Annotated in this window: 24 protein-coding genes; 6 read left to right on the top strand and 18 right to left on the bottom strand. The window is 60.9% G+C overall.

Features of this window, described 5'->3' with window-relative positions:
* Positions 1 to 59: 59 nt before the first annotated feature.
* The 3 genes from ACVWVY_RS27350 to ACVWVY_RS27340 form a co-directional block, all read right to left on the bottom strand.
* Entirely contained in the window at positions 60 to 473 is a 414-nt protein-coding gene (locus tag ACVWVY_RS27350; protein WP_456629281.1) for a hypothetical protein, read from the bottom strand.
* A gap of 155 nt (positions 474 to 628) precedes the next feature.
* A complete protein-coding gene (locus tag ACVWVY_RS27345; protein ID WP_456629280.1) occupies positions 629 to 1,210 on the bottom strand; it encodes a hypothetical protein in 582 nt (193 codons plus the stop codon).
* Positions 1,153 to 1,719: a twin-arginine translocation signal domain-containing protein gene (locus tag ACVWVY_RS27340; protein WP_456629279.1), complete on the bottom strand. Its 567-nt coding sequence runs from the start codon at positions 1,717 to 1,719 to the stop codon at positions 1,153 to 1,155. Before ACVWVY_RS27340 ends, ACVWVY_RS27345 begins: the two co-directional genes overlap by 58 nt.
* 356 nt (positions 1,720 to 2,075) lie before the next feature.
* Between ACVWVY_RS27340 and ACVWVY_RS27335 the strand changes: the two genes are divergently transcribed.
* From ACVWVY_RS27335 to ACVWVY_RS27320, 4 genes are all read left to right on the top strand, one after another.
* Complete coding sequence (locus ACVWVY_RS27335) at positions 2,076 to 2,396, top strand: winged helix-turn-helix domain-containing protein (RefSeq protein WP_456629278.1); 321 nt, start codon at positions 2,076 to 2,078, stop codon at positions 2,394 to 2,396.
* Between the two features lie 3 nt (positions 2,397 to 2,399).
* On the top strand, positions 2,400 to 2,780 hold the full coding sequence (locus ACVWVY_RS27330; RefSeq protein WP_456629277.1) for a hypothetical protein: 381 nt from the start codon (positions 2,400 to 2,402) through the stop codon (positions 2,778 to 2,780).
* Positions 2,781 to 2,801: 21 nt separating this feature from the next.
* Entirely contained in the window at positions 2,802 to 3,299 is a 498-nt protein-coding gene (locus ACVWVY_RS27325) for a hypothetical protein (protein WP_456629276.1), read from the top strand.
* A gap of 518 nt (positions 3,300 to 3,817) precedes the next feature.
* Entirely contained in the window at positions 3,818 to 4,213 is a 396-nt protein-coding gene (locus ACVWVY_RS27320; protein WP_456629275.1) for a hypothetical protein, read from the top strand.
* A gap of 118 nt (positions 4,214 to 4,331) precedes the next feature.
* Here the strand turns inward: ACVWVY_RS27320 and ACVWVY_RS27315 are convergent, their stop codons facing one another.
* The 15 genes from ACVWVY_RS27315 to ACVWVY_RS27245 all read right to left on the bottom strand — a co-directional run bounded on the left by ACVWVY_RS27315 (position 4,332) and on the right by ACVWVY_RS27245 (position 14,173).
* Positions 4,332 to 6,077, bottom strand: coding sequence for a hypothetical protein (locus ACVWVY_RS27315; RefSeq protein ID WP_456629274.1), 1,746 nt, complete (start codon positions 6,075 to 6,077; stop codon positions 4,332 to 4,334).
* A complete protein-coding gene (locus ACVWVY_RS27310) occupies positions 6,074 to 6,364 on the bottom strand; it encodes a hypothetical protein (protein ID WP_456629273.1) in 291 nt (96 codons plus the stop codon). Before ACVWVY_RS27310 ends, ACVWVY_RS27315 begins: the two co-directional genes overlap by 4 nt.
* A 141-nt stretch (positions 6,365 to 6,505) precedes the next feature.
* Positions 6,506 to 6,754: a hypothetical protein gene (locus ACVWVY_RS27305; RefSeq protein WP_456629272.1), complete on the bottom strand. Its 249-nt coding sequence runs from the start codon at positions 6,752 to 6,754 to the stop codon at positions 6,506 to 6,508.
* An 11-nt stretch (positions 6,755 to 6,765) separates the two neighbouring features.
* Entirely contained in the window at positions 6,766 to 6,963 is a 198-nt protein-coding gene (locus ACVWVY_RS27300; RefSeq protein ID WP_456629271.1) for a hypothetical protein, read from the bottom strand.
* A gap of 27 nt (positions 6,964 to 6,990) precedes the next feature.
* Positions 6,991 to 7,209, bottom strand: coding sequence for a hypothetical protein (locus ACVWVY_RS27295; RefSeq protein WP_456629270.1), 219 nt, complete (start codon positions 7,207 to 7,209; stop codon positions 6,991 to 6,993).
* Complete coding sequence (locus tag ACVWVY_RS27290) at positions 7,206 to 7,709, bottom strand: hypothetical protein (protein ID WP_456629269.1); 504 nt, start codon at positions 7,707 to 7,709, stop codon at positions 7,206 to 7,208. Before ACVWVY_RS27290 ends, ACVWVY_RS27295 begins: the two co-directional genes overlap by 4 nt.
* Positions 7,706 to 8,239, bottom strand: coding sequence for a hypothetical protein (locus ACVWVY_RS27285; protein WP_456629268.1), 534 nt, complete (start codon positions 8,237 to 8,239; stop codon positions 7,706 to 7,708). Before ACVWVY_RS27285 ends, ACVWVY_RS27290 begins: the two co-directional genes overlap by 4 nt.
* Entirely contained in the window at positions 8,236 to 8,781 is a 546-nt protein-coding gene (locus ACVWVY_RS27280; protein WP_456629267.1) for a hypothetical protein, read from the bottom strand. The genes ACVWVY_RS27285 and ACVWVY_RS27280 overlap by 4 nt, the downstream gene beginning before the upstream one ends.
* Positions 8,782 to 9,637: 856 nt before the next feature.
* Positions 9,638 to 10,885: an AAA family ATPase gene (locus ACVWVY_RS27275; protein ID WP_456629266.1), complete on the bottom strand. Its 1,248-nt coding sequence runs from the start codon at positions 10,883 to 10,885 to the stop codon at positions 9,638 to 9,640.
* Positions 10,879 to 11,403 carry a hypothetical protein gene (locus tag ACVWVY_RS27270; RefSeq protein WP_456629265.1) on the bottom strand — a complete coding sequence of 175 codons (525 nt, stop codon included), beginning with the start codon at positions 11,401 to 11,403 and terminating at the stop codon, positions 10,879 to 10,881. The genes ACVWVY_RS27275 and ACVWVY_RS27270 overlap by 7 nt, the downstream gene beginning before the upstream one ends.
* Entirely contained in the window at positions 11,400 to 11,678 is a 279-nt protein-coding gene (locus ACVWVY_RS27265) for a transcriptional coactivator p15/PC4 family protein (RefSeq protein ID WP_456629264.1), read from the bottom strand. Before ACVWVY_RS27265 ends, ACVWVY_RS27270 begins: the two co-directional genes overlap by 4 nt.
* Complete coding sequence (locus ACVWVY_RS27260; protein ID WP_456629263.1) at positions 11,675 to 12,016, bottom strand: hypothetical protein; 342 nt, start codon at positions 12,014 to 12,016, stop codon at positions 11,675 to 11,677. The genes ACVWVY_RS27265 and ACVWVY_RS27260 overlap by 4 nt, the downstream gene beginning before the upstream one ends.
* Before the next feature lie 85 nt (positions 12,017 to 12,101).
* A complete protein-coding gene (locus ACVWVY_RS27255) occupies positions 12,102 to 12,344 on the bottom strand; it encodes a helix-turn-helix transcriptional regulator (protein WP_456629262.1) in 243 nt (80 codons plus the stop codon).
* A 69-nt stretch (positions 12,345 to 12,413) separates the two neighbouring features.
* On the bottom strand, positions 12,414 to 12,854 hold the full coding sequence (locus ACVWVY_RS27250) for a hypothetical protein (protein ID WP_456629261.1): 441 nt from the start codon (positions 12,852 to 12,854) through the stop codon (positions 12,414 to 12,416).
* Complete coding sequence (locus tag ACVWVY_RS27245; protein WP_456629260.1) at positions 12,851 to 14,173, bottom strand: tyrosine-type recombinase/integrase; 1,323 nt, start codon at positions 14,171 to 14,173, stop codon at positions 12,851 to 12,853. Before ACVWVY_RS27245 ends, ACVWVY_RS27250 begins: the two co-directional genes overlap by 4 nt.
* Positions 14,174 to 15,719: 1,546 nt before the next feature.
* Here ACVWVY_RS27245 and ACVWVY_RS27240 point away from each other — a divergent pair.
* Together ACVWVY_RS27240 and ACVWVY_RS27235 are read left to right on the top strand one after the other, a co-directional pair.
* The gene (locus ACVWVY_RS27240) at positions 15,720 to 15,923 is read left to right on the top strand and encodes a hypothetical protein (protein WP_456629259.1); all 204 of its coding nucleotides are present in this window, start codon (positions 15,720 to 15,722) and stop codon (positions 15,921 to 15,923) included.
* 379 nt (positions 15,924 to 16,302) lie between these two features.
* Complete coding sequence (locus ACVWVY_RS27235) at positions 16,303 to 16,527, top strand: hypothetical protein (RefSeq protein ID WP_456629258.1); 225 nt, start codon at positions 16,303 to 16,305, stop codon at positions 16,525 to 16,527.
* The last annotated feature ends 87 nt before the right edge of the window (positions 16,528 to 16,614 follow it).

Genomic DNA, 16,614 nt, shown 5'->3' with positions numbered 1-16,614 from the left:
CGGGACCGAATCCCCGCGCCCACGTTGCGACCTTAGCTCAAAGGCTGGCAGCGTTGGGTTCAGGCCGGCGTGCGGCGAAATCCGCGAAAAATCCAGGCCAAGTCGATTCCGAAAGCCAATAGAGCAGCAGGAGGGATCACCGTGATCAACCAAGCATTGACCGCTCTATCTCCCGCCGTCGAATAGCGCATCCCAAAATGGTCTAAAATCTCGTTGCGATCGTCGGCGCCCGCTTTTTTTCCAGATGTGGCCGGTTCCCGTTGCAGCGCGTCATCGAGCGTCGCTGCAAGATCCTCATGGCTCCGTGACGTGTCTAGGGTAACTTTTCGTCCGCTACCGAACTCGATTTCATACTTCGGCGCGTTCCAGAGCAGCGCGTATGTTGGCGGCTTCGCGATGAGAACGGTCGCAGCCCCCCACAGGATAGAGAGGACGATCCACGCACGAAAGAAACCTTTGCCCCAGCTCAACATCTCAGGTCCCCGCACACCACCAATCCTTCCTTCGAACCACAAAAAAGCCCGCCGGTGCAAGTCGGCGGGCTCCGTTGTGCACTACCGCCGCAGTCTTCTGGCGTGGTTCGCCAGTCGCTGCCGGTTGCGCTTCCTCATCGATCGGCGCCGGCGCTTCATAACATCGACCCGTGTTTGCCGTACTTCGCGACGTGTCGCAGCGAGAGCCGCACAGTGCGTAACAGATGGAAGGCGAACGATTCCACCCTGGGCACCCCTCCGAAGTCACCGGCTACCACTACGTCCGTCGGCAAGATCGTGAAGTTTTTCTCGAGATACATCGTGAGATCGCACAACGCCTTGAGATCGGTCGGCATGACGATGATGAGACTTCGCGCCGCCTCGACCATCTCGGCATGAAACTTCCTGGTGTCCTCGCGCGCCGCCTCGATGCTTGCGATCGACAGGTTTTCAGCCTCTGCAGCGGCGAGCCATGACACCGCGGCCTGGTAGGTGCGACGCGCCTCGATGTGCGCCTCGATGCCGCGCTTCACACAGGCGCGGTCCCGGAGACCTAATTCTTCGGGTTGCGTCTCACCCGGATCCTCGGCCGCCTGGCGCGGGCGGCTGATCTTCGTGCCGTTCTCGGAAGGCTGCGGCGATTGCGCGCCTTTGAACGCGGACAGTTCGATAATGTTGCTCATGCCTGCACCATGATGGCTTCGATCACGGCCGCCAGATTGCGGTGCAGAACGCATGACCAGGTTTCGGCAACCTCCTCGCCGTCGGGCGGCAATTGCGGCCACGCGTCATTGTCGTCCAGATTTTCTCGTTCCTTGACATGGGCCAGCAGCGCCGCGAGGCCGGCCATCGTCGTCGGCTGAACCTTCACGAGGTCCCATGCGGCCTGGTCTGCCTTGTGGCCCGTTTGGTCGCGTCGCTGCACAGCTTCAATCCACCGGGGATCATCGGTGTCGAAGATTATCTCTTCCCAAGCGGTTACGGACGACCGCCGGCCGTCCCTCGGAAGTTTTGGTTCGAGGTCGAATTCCACTCTTACGGCTGCGTCGAACTCGGCGTGCGCCGTTCGGTGGCGCTGGATCACGGCGAGGATTGGATCAAGGACTCGCTCTGCGGCTCCCGCCGATCCGGGCAAAGGAAGTGCCAGGCCAAGGGCAGCGCCACCAGCGGCAGCTACAGCGGCTTGTGCGAGGAAGCCGCGACGTGATGGATCCACGGGCGGGAACATAGGTCTTTCGATGGTCATGGTGGTTGCTTTCGGTTTGGCTTCTCACAGCCGCGCCCAGTGACAGACTGGGCAGCCGGGGGGTGAGAACCTGCCGAAAGACAGGTCGTCGCGCTTTTAAGCCGCGAGGCTCTGGACATGGCGCAACGCCCCCGGCATAAAGCCAGAACGGCGCGCCCGCCAAGGCGCTCCTTAGCGCCAGGACAGCCCGCCAAGGCTGTTCGCGCTTTCGGCAGCAATCGACGCCAATCGATCGCCAGCCTATTTCGGTCCGGGTTCTCACACCCACGGACATGCTCCGCTGATTTGGTTAAAAAAGCAATTCCCCACCTGGGGGAAACGTGATCGCCTGTCGGCCTCCTCGAGGGATGGCGCCAATGAGCGATGAAATGGCAGAGAACGAGAATCCCGATCTCGGTTGGCCGAAGCACGATCGCACCACGGCGCCGGAGACAGGCCTCTTCGTTTCGGACACCGAGCTTTATCGCCGGCTCGGTGTGGGTCCAAAAACGGGCAGGATCGCTGTGCAAGCGCTTGCGCGAGCCGGCTTTCCGCCAAAGCAACCACTGTTTGGCAACAAGCGCTACTGGCCTGCAGTCAGATTTTTCCTCGATCGATATTATGGCCTGATCGACGGCCGCGCCGCCGTGCCTGCTGCCGCGGATCGTCGACGAGCGCCCCAAGACCGTGGGCGCTGATTCATGCCCATGCTCACGATCAAAGAGGCCGCCGCTGAGCTGCGGGTTTCGCAGCAGTGGCTGAAATATTGGCTGGTACAGCATCCGGTCGACACCGCCGGCGTTCCATTTTATATCCAGACGGGCAGCCGAAAGAAGTTTGAGCTGAAAGACATCGATCGCATCATCGCCCATCTGCGCGAGCTCGAAAGCGCTCGTCTTGGTCCCAGCGTGAAAAGTCAGGTTCGGCTCATAGGGCTTATGTCGCAGGTCGTCGGCATTGATTACGAGGAGCGTGTACGTCAGCGCGAAGCGGAGAAGCGGCGCAAGGAGGCGGAAAGACGAGAGCGGCGGGTGAAGCAACGGGTCCGGCTGCCCAGGGCAAAACGGCCGCCGCAGGACTGATTTGCGTTAAAGGGGAAGTGCATGGCAGGGGCCGAAACAGATTTGTTTGCGCGCGTTGTCTCGGGCATGGCGTTGGCCATTTCAGCGGCAACTTTCATTTGGTCTCGATTGGACAAGCATTGGGAAAGACAGGCGGCAGCGAAAGCCGACTTGCCAACGGTCCGTGCCCGATGGAATCCGCAAATCGATGACGACGGCTATTACACGATTAAGTTCGGTTTCCGGGACGTAAGTCGGGCGATCAGTTTTAATGAGGCAAGAGTGATCAAGCCTCGCCGAGCGGTGATCGCAACGTGGGACGGTAAGCAAAGGGGAAAAGATCAGTCTCGCAACATCCCTTTGAAGTGGACTTTCGATGTGTCCATAAACCCGGCCATGGGTTCCGATGCATACGCGGCTCACCTGCATCTAAAACCGCACGGCGATCTCGGCGCTAATGTTGAAATCGAATTGTCAGGGTCTTTCAGTGATGGCGCCAGAAGTCCTGTAAAAATGCGCGTTGCGGCGCGCATCGAGTAACGCGTTTCCACAGCCACGACACGCTGTAGCTTCGTGCCGTTCCGATCCCCAAGGGATTGATAATTTGCGTCATGCCGTCGGCTGCGGAATCATCCGCGATGGCTTCGCAGCGGCAACACTCTCGATGGACAGACAAATACCCTCCTGGCGGTCCGGCGGAATGGCTCGCGGACGGTCACGTGACCTGCAACATCCAATGTTCGGCCGGCAAGTGCGATCGACGGATGGTCGACGTCCGACTGGATACCCTGCCCCAAAACTTGCCCTGGTCGACGATCGGCCGCCGCCTCGCCTGCAAGGCATGCGGCGCCGCAGGTTCTGTGAACATCGTGCCAAACTGGCATGACAGAGCTGGCGCTCCCGTGCCATTCACCAAGCATTGGAAAACGTGAGACTTGCCCTCGCGCCTTCCAGTTGCGATTTCATTCAGCAATGGAAGCTATACGAAATTTGCGAAGGCGATCGGCGCGTATCATCATTCGATCAGGTTTCTTAACTCTCGCAAGGAGGAATATTCGATGGATATCGCAGCAGCCTTGTCACTTTTAGGTCAGGCCACCAACATCGTGAAGAATTTGCGCGAAGTTGAAAAGGGTTTCGACGTCGCTGCACTGAAGGCTCAAATGGCAGAATTGTACGGAACGCTCGCCGACGTGAAGATCGCGCTGTCCGACGCAAGAGAAACGATCCACGATAGAGATAAGAAGATCAAAGAACTCGAGGAGAAGATTTCTACCCTGACCTCAGGCGAATCGTGTCCGATTTGCGGCGACGGTCGAATGAAAATTGCTTCTTCTCGCCCGCATCCGCACTTCGCCTTCGCGGGCGTTCAGGAACGCACTCTGAAATGCGAGAAGTGCCCGCACACAGAAACGCGAATGTTTGACCCGAACGGCGTGACCAAGGGCAAGTAGCGGCATTGAACCGGCACCACGTCCGCGAGTTTAAACCTTCAGGTGATCCTTGTCGCCAACCTGCTTGCTGGTGTTGAACCGCGCCCCAGTGCCGGCAATTGTGCCGTCGTAGTTCGTCTCACGGATTGAAGACGCGCTGGAGGATGATGTTGCTTGTAAGGTTGCTGCCGGAGGGGTGGCCGTTCACGATGGCAGTGGTGCACGAGGCGGCGTTGAATTGTTCGAACAAGGTGATGCCATTGGGGTTGGCGGCAGATAGGGTGGCTCCAGCGGTGCAAGGGCTCACGACGTTGATATTGCGCAACGACGATGGCCCGGTGTTTTGGATTAGAACCCCATGAGAAGTACCCTCGATGTGTACGTTGGACATATGGAATTCGGAGCCACCGAGGACAGTGACGGCGGTGTGGGTGCATAGCGACGGGGCACAGCCGAACGTGGCGTTGGTGAGGAAAACCTGTGTGCCGCCAACGCCGCTGCCGACCACAAAGGAAGAGTTGGTGACTGCGGTGGCGTTTTCACAGTCGATATTTTGGAAGATTGCGTTCGCTGCGCCGCCCTTGCCGATATCGTAGTAGATGCAGCCACGGACTCCGGGCTGAATATAGACGTTGTCGACAAGGGGGAATTGCTGACCTGAGACGGAATAGATCGCCGCAATATTCGCATTCGATGCGCCGTCGGCTACGATGGCCAAATCCTTCACCGCGCAGCCGAACTGACCAAAGTTTGTGTAGATGTCGCATAGTTGGATTAGATGGTTGGCAGCGCTCTCCGCCGTGCAGAACTTGAGGACGCTGCCACCGTAGACGCCGACCCCACGGAGGACTACCCCACGAGGTATGGGTAGGACAGCACCATTGGCACCACCACAGATTAGCGAATTGCCTCGAGGTACCAAGATCGTACCACCGGAGACAATGGCGTTTGAAGAGGAGAATGGAATAGCAATCTGGGCGATGGCGGACATATACGCCGCGCGGTCGTTCGTCGCGCCGGCGTCAGTGCCGTTCCAATCGAGCTTGGCGCCGTATTGACGGACGTTGGGTACGCCACCGTCATCGGTGACGATTTGCCATTTGTTGCCCGCGCTATCGGTAAAGGATCCCGTGGCTGTGGCTATGGTGGCTACGGTAAAGGTGAAGCCAGTGCCGTTGCCGATGAAGGAATTGTCTGTCGTTAGCACATCGCCGATGGCGTAGCCGCCGCAGGGGATGGAGATCAGAACGGAGGTGACGGACCCACCGGTGGTGATGACACGGGCGGAACAGCCATTGCTGGAGCCGCCTGTGAGCGGGATGTTGTCGTAGGTGTTGTTGGCGTAGCCAGAGCCACCGGCGATGGTGCCGGTGAGGATATAGGCGTCTCTGAATGAGACTGCGGATTTCTGGAAGACGGCACCGCCGCCATCGCCGGGAGTGGTATAGCCGAGCGTCCTGATCGCTGACAGGGCGGACAGATCCGATGCGGCAGCGGCAACCCGCGACGGCAGCACGTATTGCGTAGCTGCGGTGGCGTTCACCGTGCAGTTGATGGACGTGCCCGAGCATGTGCCACCCAGCGACACGCCCGTGCCGGCGACCACCTGTTGCGTCAGGAAGGCATGCCAGGCGGCATCATCGCCGAGATACCGGCCGGTTGCCGCCGTCGGCGCCGGAACGCATCCCTTGAGAGTCAGCGTGAAGGTGTTGCAGATGTTGGCGGTGATCGTCGAGAACGGGATGGCCGATGCCGGACCGCTGCCGAAACCGGTGCGGCCTATGACAGTGTTCTGCGGGACCGTCGGGAATGTCTGCGCCGCAGCGAGCGCGGGCAGCAAGGTGGCGACGAAAGCGAGGCCGCGAAAGCCGCTGCGGATGTTCATCGCGAATCCCCCGCGCGTTGGGGGATCCCGGTGAATGCGGCGTACGCTTCAAGCGCGGTGCGAGCCGCGGCGGGATCGGCTTGAAGTGCTGCCCTGATCTTCGCCTGTACCAGCCAGAACGGCGCCGGCGGCGCTTTGCTCGTCGGCTGGCGGTCCATCGCTTGGACGATGGCGGCGACTTCTGAGGGATCTAGCCGAAGAGTGATTTCGCCGACACCCTGCGACAAGGCAGCGGTCGGCAGCAGACCAAAGACGAGAGCAAGCGTGCGGATGAGATAATTGCGCATATGCGCAAACTGGAGAATCTACCGTTCCCAGCAACGCACCATAAAAACCGGAGCGCGGATGAAGGCGCTTGCGCTAGGCCTGGAGCTGCGAATTCATCTTTCGGCCCGTCGACACGGTGGAGTAACCCCGCCGCCGCTTGGTCATGCGCCACCGGTACCCAGAGCGAGCAGTGCGGGGACGAAGTTCGAGGACGGCAAACCTTGCGCCACACAAGAGGCAATGATCGAGCGATAAAAAGCGATCTCGGCCGCCTTTACCGCAGCGGCGTAAGTGGCGTGCGAGCCGCCGGCATCGTAGACCAACTTGGCGCTGCCGATGACAGACTGCCTCGTCATTTCCGCAGCCTCGCAGGCGGCGGTGTGCGCTTTGTGTTCGGACCGAATCATCATGTCATGTGCTCCTATTGCAAAGTCACGGCCCGGACGCCGTTGCCAAGCGGGATGAAGCCGCGGGGAATGTTCGGTCGCGCCAGTGCCTGCACGTACTCTTGCGCCCATTCTAGTCCTTTCATTGCCTTGACCTGTTCGGGCGACAACGAAACCACGATCTTGCACTCTTCATTGGTTTTTGGATTTACCACGCGGACTTCGTAATTCATGGTGCTGCCTCCAAGCTTGACGGCGGGTTACGCGATCTTTTTCGCCTCGAGCTTGGCCGCCGTCGCAGCGAGCGCGATATGCTCGCGCGCCTGCTCCGCTCGGCGAAGGGCCGCATGGTCCTGCATTTCGCCAGCGTGCAGCCCGCCCTTGCGTGGGTGAGCGCAATACGGCTTGCCTGAGATGACGCAACCATCGACGTTGCATTCGTTCGGGCACATGGCTTCTGTCATGCCTGCGAGGTTCATGCTGCTTTCTCCTGGTTCTTGATCGGGCTGTTCAGCACGATGTCCGCTTCGGTCATCAGTCGTCGCGCTTCCAGATCGCCGCCGAGATATTTGGCGGTCCAATCCTTGTCCCGCATGCGGTCGGCCTTCCAGCGCTTTTGTTCGTCGTACCGCTCTTGCGTCACGGGCTTGCCGGTCAGGGTGTCGCGGATTATCTCGTCGCGGATGCCAAGCTCGCGCAGATGCTGCGCGACGCCGATCATCTGCATGTGGCCACTGCGCTGAACGGGCGAGTCGTCGAGCAGACCAGCCATCGCCCTGTCGACATCGGGATTGTCGCTCTTGTTCAGCATCTCCTGCAGAGCATGTATCTCGCGCGCTTCGGTGACACCGCCACCGAGATAGCGGTCACGCCAGGCGGTGTCGGCCTTCAATTCGTTCAGCCGCGTGGCGGCTTCGGCGGCGGTGGCCGGTGCCGGTGCCGGTGGTGCCGGCGGGACAATGGGGGGCTGGTCGGTCATCGGTTGGCTTGCTCCTGTCGCAGGATCTCGCGGTTTGCGGCGTGGTGGTTGTCGCGGATGGTGCGGTCCGCCTGGTGCTGTGGCGGGATGCCCGAACGCCGGGGATGCATGCACGCATTGATGCCGCACGCGAGCGCACAACCACCGGGGTGGCAAAGATCAGCGCATTTGTCCCGCGTGATGCCGGCAACCAGCGCCGCGGTCGGCATGGCGCGGATGCGCGCGGTAAAGGCCTCGGCCGCGAAGCGGTCGGCAACCAGCGCCGCCTTGTACGCCGCATCCTTCCGGGTGCGATCGGCCCGGGCCGCCGCGATCTTGGCTTCCAGCGCCGCAAGCGCCTCGGTGGCGCCCTTCGTGCCCTGCGCTTCGGCCAGCACAAGCACCCCCACTCGGCTTTCACATTCGGCAATCAGCCCCTCGGCCGCGCGCGCCTGCTCAAGCAACATGGGTGCCATCGGCGGCGGCGGCACAATTGAATGCTCGAGCGGCGCCTCGTCGATGCGCGCGGTGCGGGACACTGCCGAGCTCATGCTGTTACCTCCGATTTGGGATCAGTCGGCGGCTCGGACTTGGCAAGTGCGTCGCTCAAGACGTTGCGCACGAATTGAGAAACCGGCCGCCGGTCTTTCTCTGCGGCAATCTTCAGCCGCTCGTCGAGCTCAGGGTCGAGGCGCACGCCAATCATTCTGTTCGCCATGTCTGGTTCTCCAGTGTTGCCAAAATTAAACTCTGGTTCGTTGTGATTAGCACTGCACCATTGAGCCGAACGCGCTGGCTTCCTGTGGTTCGGCCGCCGCTTCCGCGGCGTCCACCGCCCCGACACCGCCGCTGCCGCCTCGGGATCTTCTGCGATCTCGATTTTCACAATCTTGAGCGCCAGCGCTCCCAAAATTGCGCCGAGCGCGATCGGCCCAATATTTTTCGCGGGCGTCAGCGAAAGACACTTACTCGTGTATGAGTCAGCCACCCCCGCGATTCCGTCTATCGTCGACGCGCTGATGTTCAATTCGTCCTGGCGCTCAAGCAAAAGCGCAATGAGTTCGCGGCGCGATTTGCAGACGCGGAGTTTCATCGCGTTAACAGTGCTCCGCAGTGTTCAACGATGTTTCTGCAGGGAGCCGCCCAAAATTTTCGGACCAGACCGCGAAAGCGCGATGGCATGTGATTTATAGCGAAAGAGTTGGATTTTCCTCCCCACCCCGTCGATTTCAGAAATAATATCAAGGACTTGCCGGATATCGGGGCGATTGCCATTGGCTGGGCTATCGCCTGGCTCATGCCTCGCGCGCGCTTGCCGGTCTTTCTCTCTGACAGTGTGGTGATAGCTGATAGAGCCCGCGCGCTAGTACCTTCCGGCCGGCCGATCGACGCTTCCCATGATCTTCCATCATGGGGCCGAATGGCGCAAATGGCTGCAGTTCGCAGGCTTGCGTGATCTTGGCTGCGGCGTGTGGGCAGTATGTGGGCGCCGGCCGTTGCGAATAACCGCGTTACCCCCTGCCAACCGTCACGGGGGTAACTGTTAGCTTTTGCGCCGATCGCCTGGATGCTCACATTGCACTGTCGGCAAAAAGGCGTTGGCGCGATTCTGCCGTAATCGGCAGAATATTTTTCGTTATGTGTATATGCGGTCAGGTGAGCTGTTATTTGCCCTCCTGCCAATGCTCTCCTCACCCATGATGGTGATCGGGTTTGGGGTCTGAGCGTTTGATCACGAGCGGAGCGACAGCGCAGCGGTGATCGAATGCGAGCCGCACGAGCGGTGCCCGGAGCCGCGCGCGAGGGCTTCGATCGCACAGGGGGGTATGGGGGGATCGAGCACACCCCGATAGCAGGGGCGATCGCAGTCGATCGCAGGGGCGATGGAATACCCGATAGCAGGGGCGATCGCACCGATGGAAGGGCGATAGCAGGGGCGATCGAAGGGGTCATGACGCTGCCCTTTCGAGGTGCTTGGTTGCCTTCGAGGGCGGTCCTTTGGTCACCACGGTGATCTTGCCGGCGGTCAGTAGTCTTTCCATGCTGGCGGTGAACGCCTTGGAGCGGATGCCGCCTGCGTCCGGATCGCGCTCGAACTCGGCGGGGGCATATTCCCTGCCCGTGCCGGGCCGCACAGGCCTCGCTTGGGCGTTGCGCTTGTCGAGCAGCTGCAGGAACACCTCGTCGACCTTGGCATCTGCAGCGATGCGCGCGAGCGAGCCTTGACCCTGTTCCAAGGCCAGTCCGCCGTCTCCCCATTGCAGCCGCACCGGTTGGCCGGTCGGACCGTAGTTCGATTTTTGCGTTTCCATCACGCGAACACCGCGCTCGGCCTCGGCCTTGTCGTCGGGCAGACGCAGATAGAGCGCTGAGCGCACGGCGTTGCGCCAGTCCATGTTGCCGCCCCGCCCGGTGCCGTTTGTCATACCGGACAGGCTCGGATGGTCGAGCAGCAACACCGCCGGGTGGCTCGGCTGGCGGGCGATCGTGCGCCAGAGGTTGACGTAGCTGCGCACCATCACGCGGTCGTTCTGGTTGCCAGTGAAGGTCGCGGCCACATTGTCGACGATGACAGCCACCGGTGCGATTTCGGCAATGGCCCGTTCGATGTCGCGGAAAAGTGGCGTCGGCTGCATGATGCCGTTGCTGGCCGGTATGGCGAATACCGCGCCGGCCACGTCGTCGGGGAACCACATATGCAGGTCGGCGAGGTCGTGAGGGTCGAAACCGTCGCGGCGGCTGTGCAACCAGATGCGCCGGCGCAATTCCCGCTGCGGTTCCTCGGCGCTGATGATCAATACGGGCCCAGCGGCGATCTCATGACCCAGCCAGTACGGCGCCCCGCGCGCGCAGCCCTCGGCGAGCTGGCAGGCGATATCGGTTTTGCCCGCGCCACCGTCCCCGTGCAGCGTCGTCACGTCGCCGCGGGGGATCCTGCCATCGGCCAGCCAGTCGATCGGCGGCGGGGCCTCGTCCGGCCAGTCCAGCGGCGTGATGAGAGCGGCTTTCGCTGACGCTGTCGTTTTGCCTGGCTCGAGGTCGGGCTCAAAGACTGGCTCGTCGTCGGCACCGTCCGGAATTTCGGTCGGCATCGGCGTGTTGTCCGGCGGCGGGTCGAACTCGCCGGTGGGGATCGGCACACCGGCAAATCGGAAAGCCTCTTCGACGGGATCGAGGCGGCGATCGGGCGCTAACATCGGGAGGCCTTCCAAATTTCGTAGAGTGCGGGCGCGTCGGCCGGGTGATTTGCAAGCCAGCGGGCGAGGCAATCCGGGTTTTCGAGCCTGTGGACATGCCAAAAGGCGTCGACGGTCGATTGCGCCGGCGCGTAGGGCTCGCACTGCCTCACCACCGGCCTTGCCTGGGGTCGAGGCTCGCCCGTGTGTCGCCAGCGGTCGCGCGGGTCGGCCAATTCCCACTCGCGCAGCATCTCGGCGGCGCGTAGCGCAATCTCAATTTCGAGAGCCTCGGCCAGTTCGGCCAACTCGTTTGCATCCGGTTCCGGCACCAGATGCGCCATGGCGATCGCCTCGCCCATGATGTCCTGAACCGCGTCCTGGCCGATCGCGGCAATCAAGCCGGTATGCTCGGCAATGGCCTGCATCTCGTCGCCATACTCGCAAACCAACAGGCTACCGTCGGCAATGAGAGGAGCGCGGCTCGCGCACAGCGCGGCAAAATCGAATTGGCTCGGGGCGAGGGTTTCGGCGGTCATTCGGCCGGATCCTCACTGTCGATCAAGCCAAGCTCTCGCGCCTTCGCCAGTGCCTTCGTGACGGCCTGGTGTAGTTCTGGCAGCCGCCGAACTACCATCGCCAATCCCTTCGGCGTCGGCACAAGCCGGCCCTCTTTCATGGCGTGCGTTCGCAGGTCGACGAGGTTGTGGCCTTCGTATGTGCTGAGCGAAACAATCACCGCGTCGTGCCGGCGGTTCTTCCAAAACTTGCTGATGACCACGGGCTCGTCGAGCGTGGGGCGGCGCGTGCTCATGGCGCGATCCGATCCAACGCGGCGCCGATCGGCGAAGATGGCTCGCCCGCACTGTTGCGCTTCATCGCGGCCTTGATCGCGGTGAGGTCGGCGCCAAACTGCAGGGCAAACGAAATGGCAATCGCCGCATCGGATACTATCGCGTCAATTGCGCTGCTGGCGCGCCTGCTGTTGATAAACAATTCGCCGAGTTGCCCGTCGCGATAATAGCCGGCAGTCACCGTGAACAGGGCCCCGCCGTGTTCGATCGTGAATGTTCCCGATGCCCTGCGGTTCGGCAGAAGCTGGCGCGCAGGTTTTAGTGCGTTGTTGGAGTTTGGGGGCTGTTCTATCGCCATGACCTTGATCGCTTGTCGAAGGGTGATCGGAACGGTGAACGAAGAAAGGTCGCCAAGGGACTCCCGCCCCTGGCGACCTATTCGTTTATGCGGCGTCTGCGCTGGTCGAATTTTTCGCGGCGCGCTCCTGCGCCTGCAGCCATTTTTCAACGCTGGCGGCGCGGTAAACCACGTCCCGCCCGATGCGCGTGACCGGTGGGCCTTTGCCGTCCTTCTCCCATGCGATCAGCGTAAATTCGCTGTATGGCCGGCCGCGCAAGCGCTCGCCAAGCTGTTTCGCCAGTTCCTTGCGGAGAATGTAGTTCGCTGCGATTTCGGTGGTTGCCATCGGGTTCTCGCCTTCGTCTTGTTGACGCTGGCGAGAATGGGCTGATTTGCTTCGGTCGTGGTGAGACAGTTAGGTCCGCAAACGTCGAGCCCCTAACTGTCTCACTTTCGCCGCCCGTTCGATAATGCGGTTCAATCTGCGGACCATGGAATCAACCTGGATTTTATCTTGCCGCCTGATCTTCCCGCCGATCTTCACCGCGTGATTTTTCAGGGCCATTTTTGCGAAGGCTCGTTTGGTCTTGCCGTTGCGAGCGGTGTTCCAAAGTTGCAGGAGGTATCTATCGCCCTCGGGGTCGTGGGGCCCTCTCCGCTTTTGTGGCGGCGGTCGCTTGCCGCGCTGTGTCGCCTTCGGCACGGCCTTTGCCTGCGCGCGAAAAAGCTTTGCTGCAGCCTTCGCGCCGAAAATCGCGCAGCCTTCGGAGAACAGAAAAGCGACGCGCTTCCTGTAGTCCTCGCGCGATTCCTCGGTGAGCCCGAGGTCGTCGGCCCCGGATGTCGGCCGCTTCATTGAACTTGCACCCGTCGCGCTGCAAGCTCCTCAACGTTTGCGGTGGGATTTAGAATTCTGTCGACGAGCGCGGCCAGTGCTTCAAACGCCGCGCGCTTCTCGTCGAGATATTCGTAGCGGTCATAGGTGCCGCGAATGCCGACGATGATGTGACCCAGCGCGCGTTCGGCGTGGTCGGGCTGCACGCCAGCGCGGGACATGAGGGTGCGGGCGGTGCGCCGCAAATCATGCAGCGTCCACTTCGGCATTGCCTCGCGCCCTTCCCGCTTGCGTAGCTCGGCAATCACCTTGTCGAGTTCGGTCTTGGCCTTTGAAAATCCGCTGAATGGCTTTTCGCCCGCGGTGGTCGAGAACACATGCCAAGAATTCTTCTTGGCGCCGGCCGGCTTGACGCCCATCAGCGCGAGCGCCGCGGCCGAAAGCGGAATAACATGGTCCTTGTCCGCGTCCTTCGGCAATCTTTTGTAGCGTTCGCCTGGAATCGTCCAAACGTCGCTATTGATTTCGATCGAATGCGCATTGGCCGCTTCGTTGCGGCGGGTGGCGGTGAGCAACAGCGACTTGACGAATGCCGGGTAGCATGCGGGCGCCTCGGTGATGGTTTCGAGCGCGGTCCACAAATCCCTGATCTCGTCATCATCGAGAACGCGGTCACGCTGCTTGGTGCTGCCCTTCCTCATGTCCTTGACGAGCGGAGTCGAAAACTGCTCGTCCCGGACGGCATACCAGTTGAACGCTTTGCGGACATAGGCCAACGTCCGATCGGCCATTACGGGCCCGCGCTCGTCCTCGATCTCGTCCAGCATGGCGTTCACATGCGAGCGGCGGACTTCGTAAATTCCAAGGTTGCCGATTTCCGGTTTCACCAGCCGATCGAAGGCGGCCTTGATCTGGTTGCCGGTGCGGAGCTTGGCTTCCTTTTCGACATAGCGCGTCATGAAAAGGTCGAGCATGCCGGCGACGTCGAGCCCGTCCGGCCGGTCGCCATCCTGCAGCCGGCGGGTACGCTCGGGCCGGGGATCTTCCCGCCGGCCATTCTTGAAGTCTTTCGCCAGTTTCTCCGCGCGCACGATCGCGTCGCGCACCGTGAGCGTGCCGCCCTGGTCGTTGGCGTCCCAGCGTCCAAGGGTTTCGAGATATTTCCGGCCGTCCATCCGGTGGAAAAGAACGAAGGCCTTGGTGCCGGCGGCGGTGCAGCGAACGCCAAAACCCGCCGGCGCCTTCTTGCCCTGCAGGGTCGCGCCGCTGAAGAAATGCACCTTGTTGCCCTTGGCTGGCACCGGCAGGGCGGCAATTATTTTTTCGCTGATCGCCTTCATTCAGTCCCCCTCGGCGCCGCCCAAAGCGCCCGTGTGGGCATTGTGTGGGCACGTCGGAACATATCCGAGCTACAACGAGGTACAATTAGAAATCACGGGACCAAGCGAATTACTCAATTATTTCTGTGGGTTTTTCTGCCAACACAAGAAATGTGTGGGCGGTCAACGGGATGGGGAAATCGGGCTGGTTTGACTTTTAATCATGGGGTCGAGGGTTCGAGTCCCTCCGCGCTCACCATAGAATCAATCACTTAGCAGGTGGCCGGCGTGTCATTCCGACACGACGTCACTGGCTCATTCCGACGTCTACCCACCCGACGCACAGGCGTTATGGGTCCCGGCTCCGCAGCGCACCGCCACGCGACCTTGCGCCCAGGGTAGCTTGATCCACATCAATCCGTCGTGGCAGCAGCGCCCACAATGGCTGTCACCGGCTCACGCCGTATCGAAGTAATCTTCGTAAGGAGGCGTCAATGCGGACATTGCCCATTGCTGCTGTGCTCGCCCTATTAGGGTCGGCTTCGGTCGCTCAGACCGACGCGCCCAAGGGTTACATCGGCGCTTACGGGCCTGACGACCCAAATCGACCGTTCGGAGGCCCTGTGCCAGAGGTGAATTTGGGTCCAGGCTTGAACGTAGTGGGCCCGAACGGAGCAACCAAGGTAGTTAAAGCCGTTCCCTGCAGCACGGCTGCCCGAGGAACCGACGGCACGACTACCTGCGTAGGGATTCCCGGCCCGATTAGAGGAAGCGGCGATTCCCGCGAAGGCACGACTACTGGCGCGTCACGTCGGTAGCGACGGGGGGGGTAGTAAGACCTCCCCCGTTCGAGAGGGATCGGTCCCGCATGATCGCGTTTGCGATTACGGCAACGGTTTGAGTTGGGTTGGCAGCTTGCGATTACCTTGCGGGCAACCCGTTCGTCCATGGGGAGACTCAGCCGGAGTTGAGGGCAGAGACGCCGAGGTCGCGCTCATAAATTCGGCCACTGCCTTGTCCGATGACCATTCCGCGTAACTAACAACCGCGAACCCAAGCGCAACGACGGTGAGAAGCTCCACCGCCACCGTGGTTCCTATTCCTCGCCAACCGAATGGGGTGCTGAATGATGGCATAGCCGCCTCCCGAAATCGGTGTTCCGACGGCCTTAGATCAAATCGCGATTTTCAAATGTGAACTGCTTCACGTCTCACGCTGTCGTGATGCCGCATCAATGCACTGTCCGGCTTGCATGCCTGTAGGCTTTAACGGCGCGCGATCATCAGGCCTGGACCAATGAGAAATATCGCCGCTTCGATCGCGGCGAGCGAATGCCGCCGGACTGGCGACCGCATGGCCAAAACTGATCCTGCACGCGCCGATACGCCGGATGGTGCCAGCCAGAGAGGCATTAATCGCCGTCAAAAATGATGCGCCGACGCATCACTTTACGAAATTCCTGGCGCGACGGTTACAAACCGTACCGACGCGAATCGGCCTGCCGACGTTCAATTGGGCTTTCATCACCGGATGACATCCGGCGAAATCATTTGATTGGGGATCAGGCATGAACGATGGGGTCGTGCAGGCCGCGATTAGTGGCGCAACACTCGGCGCCGGCGCCGCAATCTGGCTACTTGTGGGCTACCTGATCCAGCGATTTGCCTTCCGCAATCCAAGACCGACCGCCGGTACCATCCTTGCGACATCAATGAGCGTCTCGATGCTGTTGTTTTCGCTCGGAGCTTTGCTGGCGTCTCACATCCGATAAGATGATCCGGGTGCGGCTGATGGCCTGGTTCAAACGGTTCGTTGACCCTATCATTTTGCCCGACGGGCGAGAGTTGCTGACGCTGCGCGAGGCCGCCTAATATATCACCGCGCTTCCGAAAGCCGAGCATGATGCCGCCGATTGGCAAGTCGCGATGGAAACGCTGCTCTTGGTCGCCGAGCGCGACGGGCCGGAAATGCTGGCGCGGATCGCGGTCATGAAGGCGCTGAACAGAAACCGAACGCGGTAAGCGTTCGCTGACACGCATTCACAAGTAATTGGCGCGAACTCACAACTCATTGGCCACAAATTGCAAGACCGCAAGTGCAAAAGGTCGCGGATTGTTTTGCTAGCCCGGTCAAAAGAAAGAAAGCCAACCTTGAACTATCAGTTCAGCCAGGAAGAAGTCACCTTGCTCCGCCTTGCGCTCGGCATTGCGCTGAAGCAGTTCGAGGACTGCCTCGATGGCGAGGCGCCGCAAATGCTCACCTATCTCAACCAGCCATCATGGTCAGAGGCCAGCCAAGCGGCGCGTACAATGATCGAACAACTCTCGGTTCCGGGTTTGGTACTGACGATCAACGCGCAGCGCCGCAGGAATTAAGCGAACAACTCGGCACCCGCTTGGGTGGTCCTGGCGCTGCTCATGGCGGACCTCTGGACGGCCTCGCCGATGGCGTTAGATCAAGAC

This window comes from Bradyrhizobium sp. URHC0002 (genome assembly GCF_054059515.1).
Note: the sequence above shows the minus strand (reverse complement) of the source record. Positions and strands in the feature narration are given on the sequence as shown.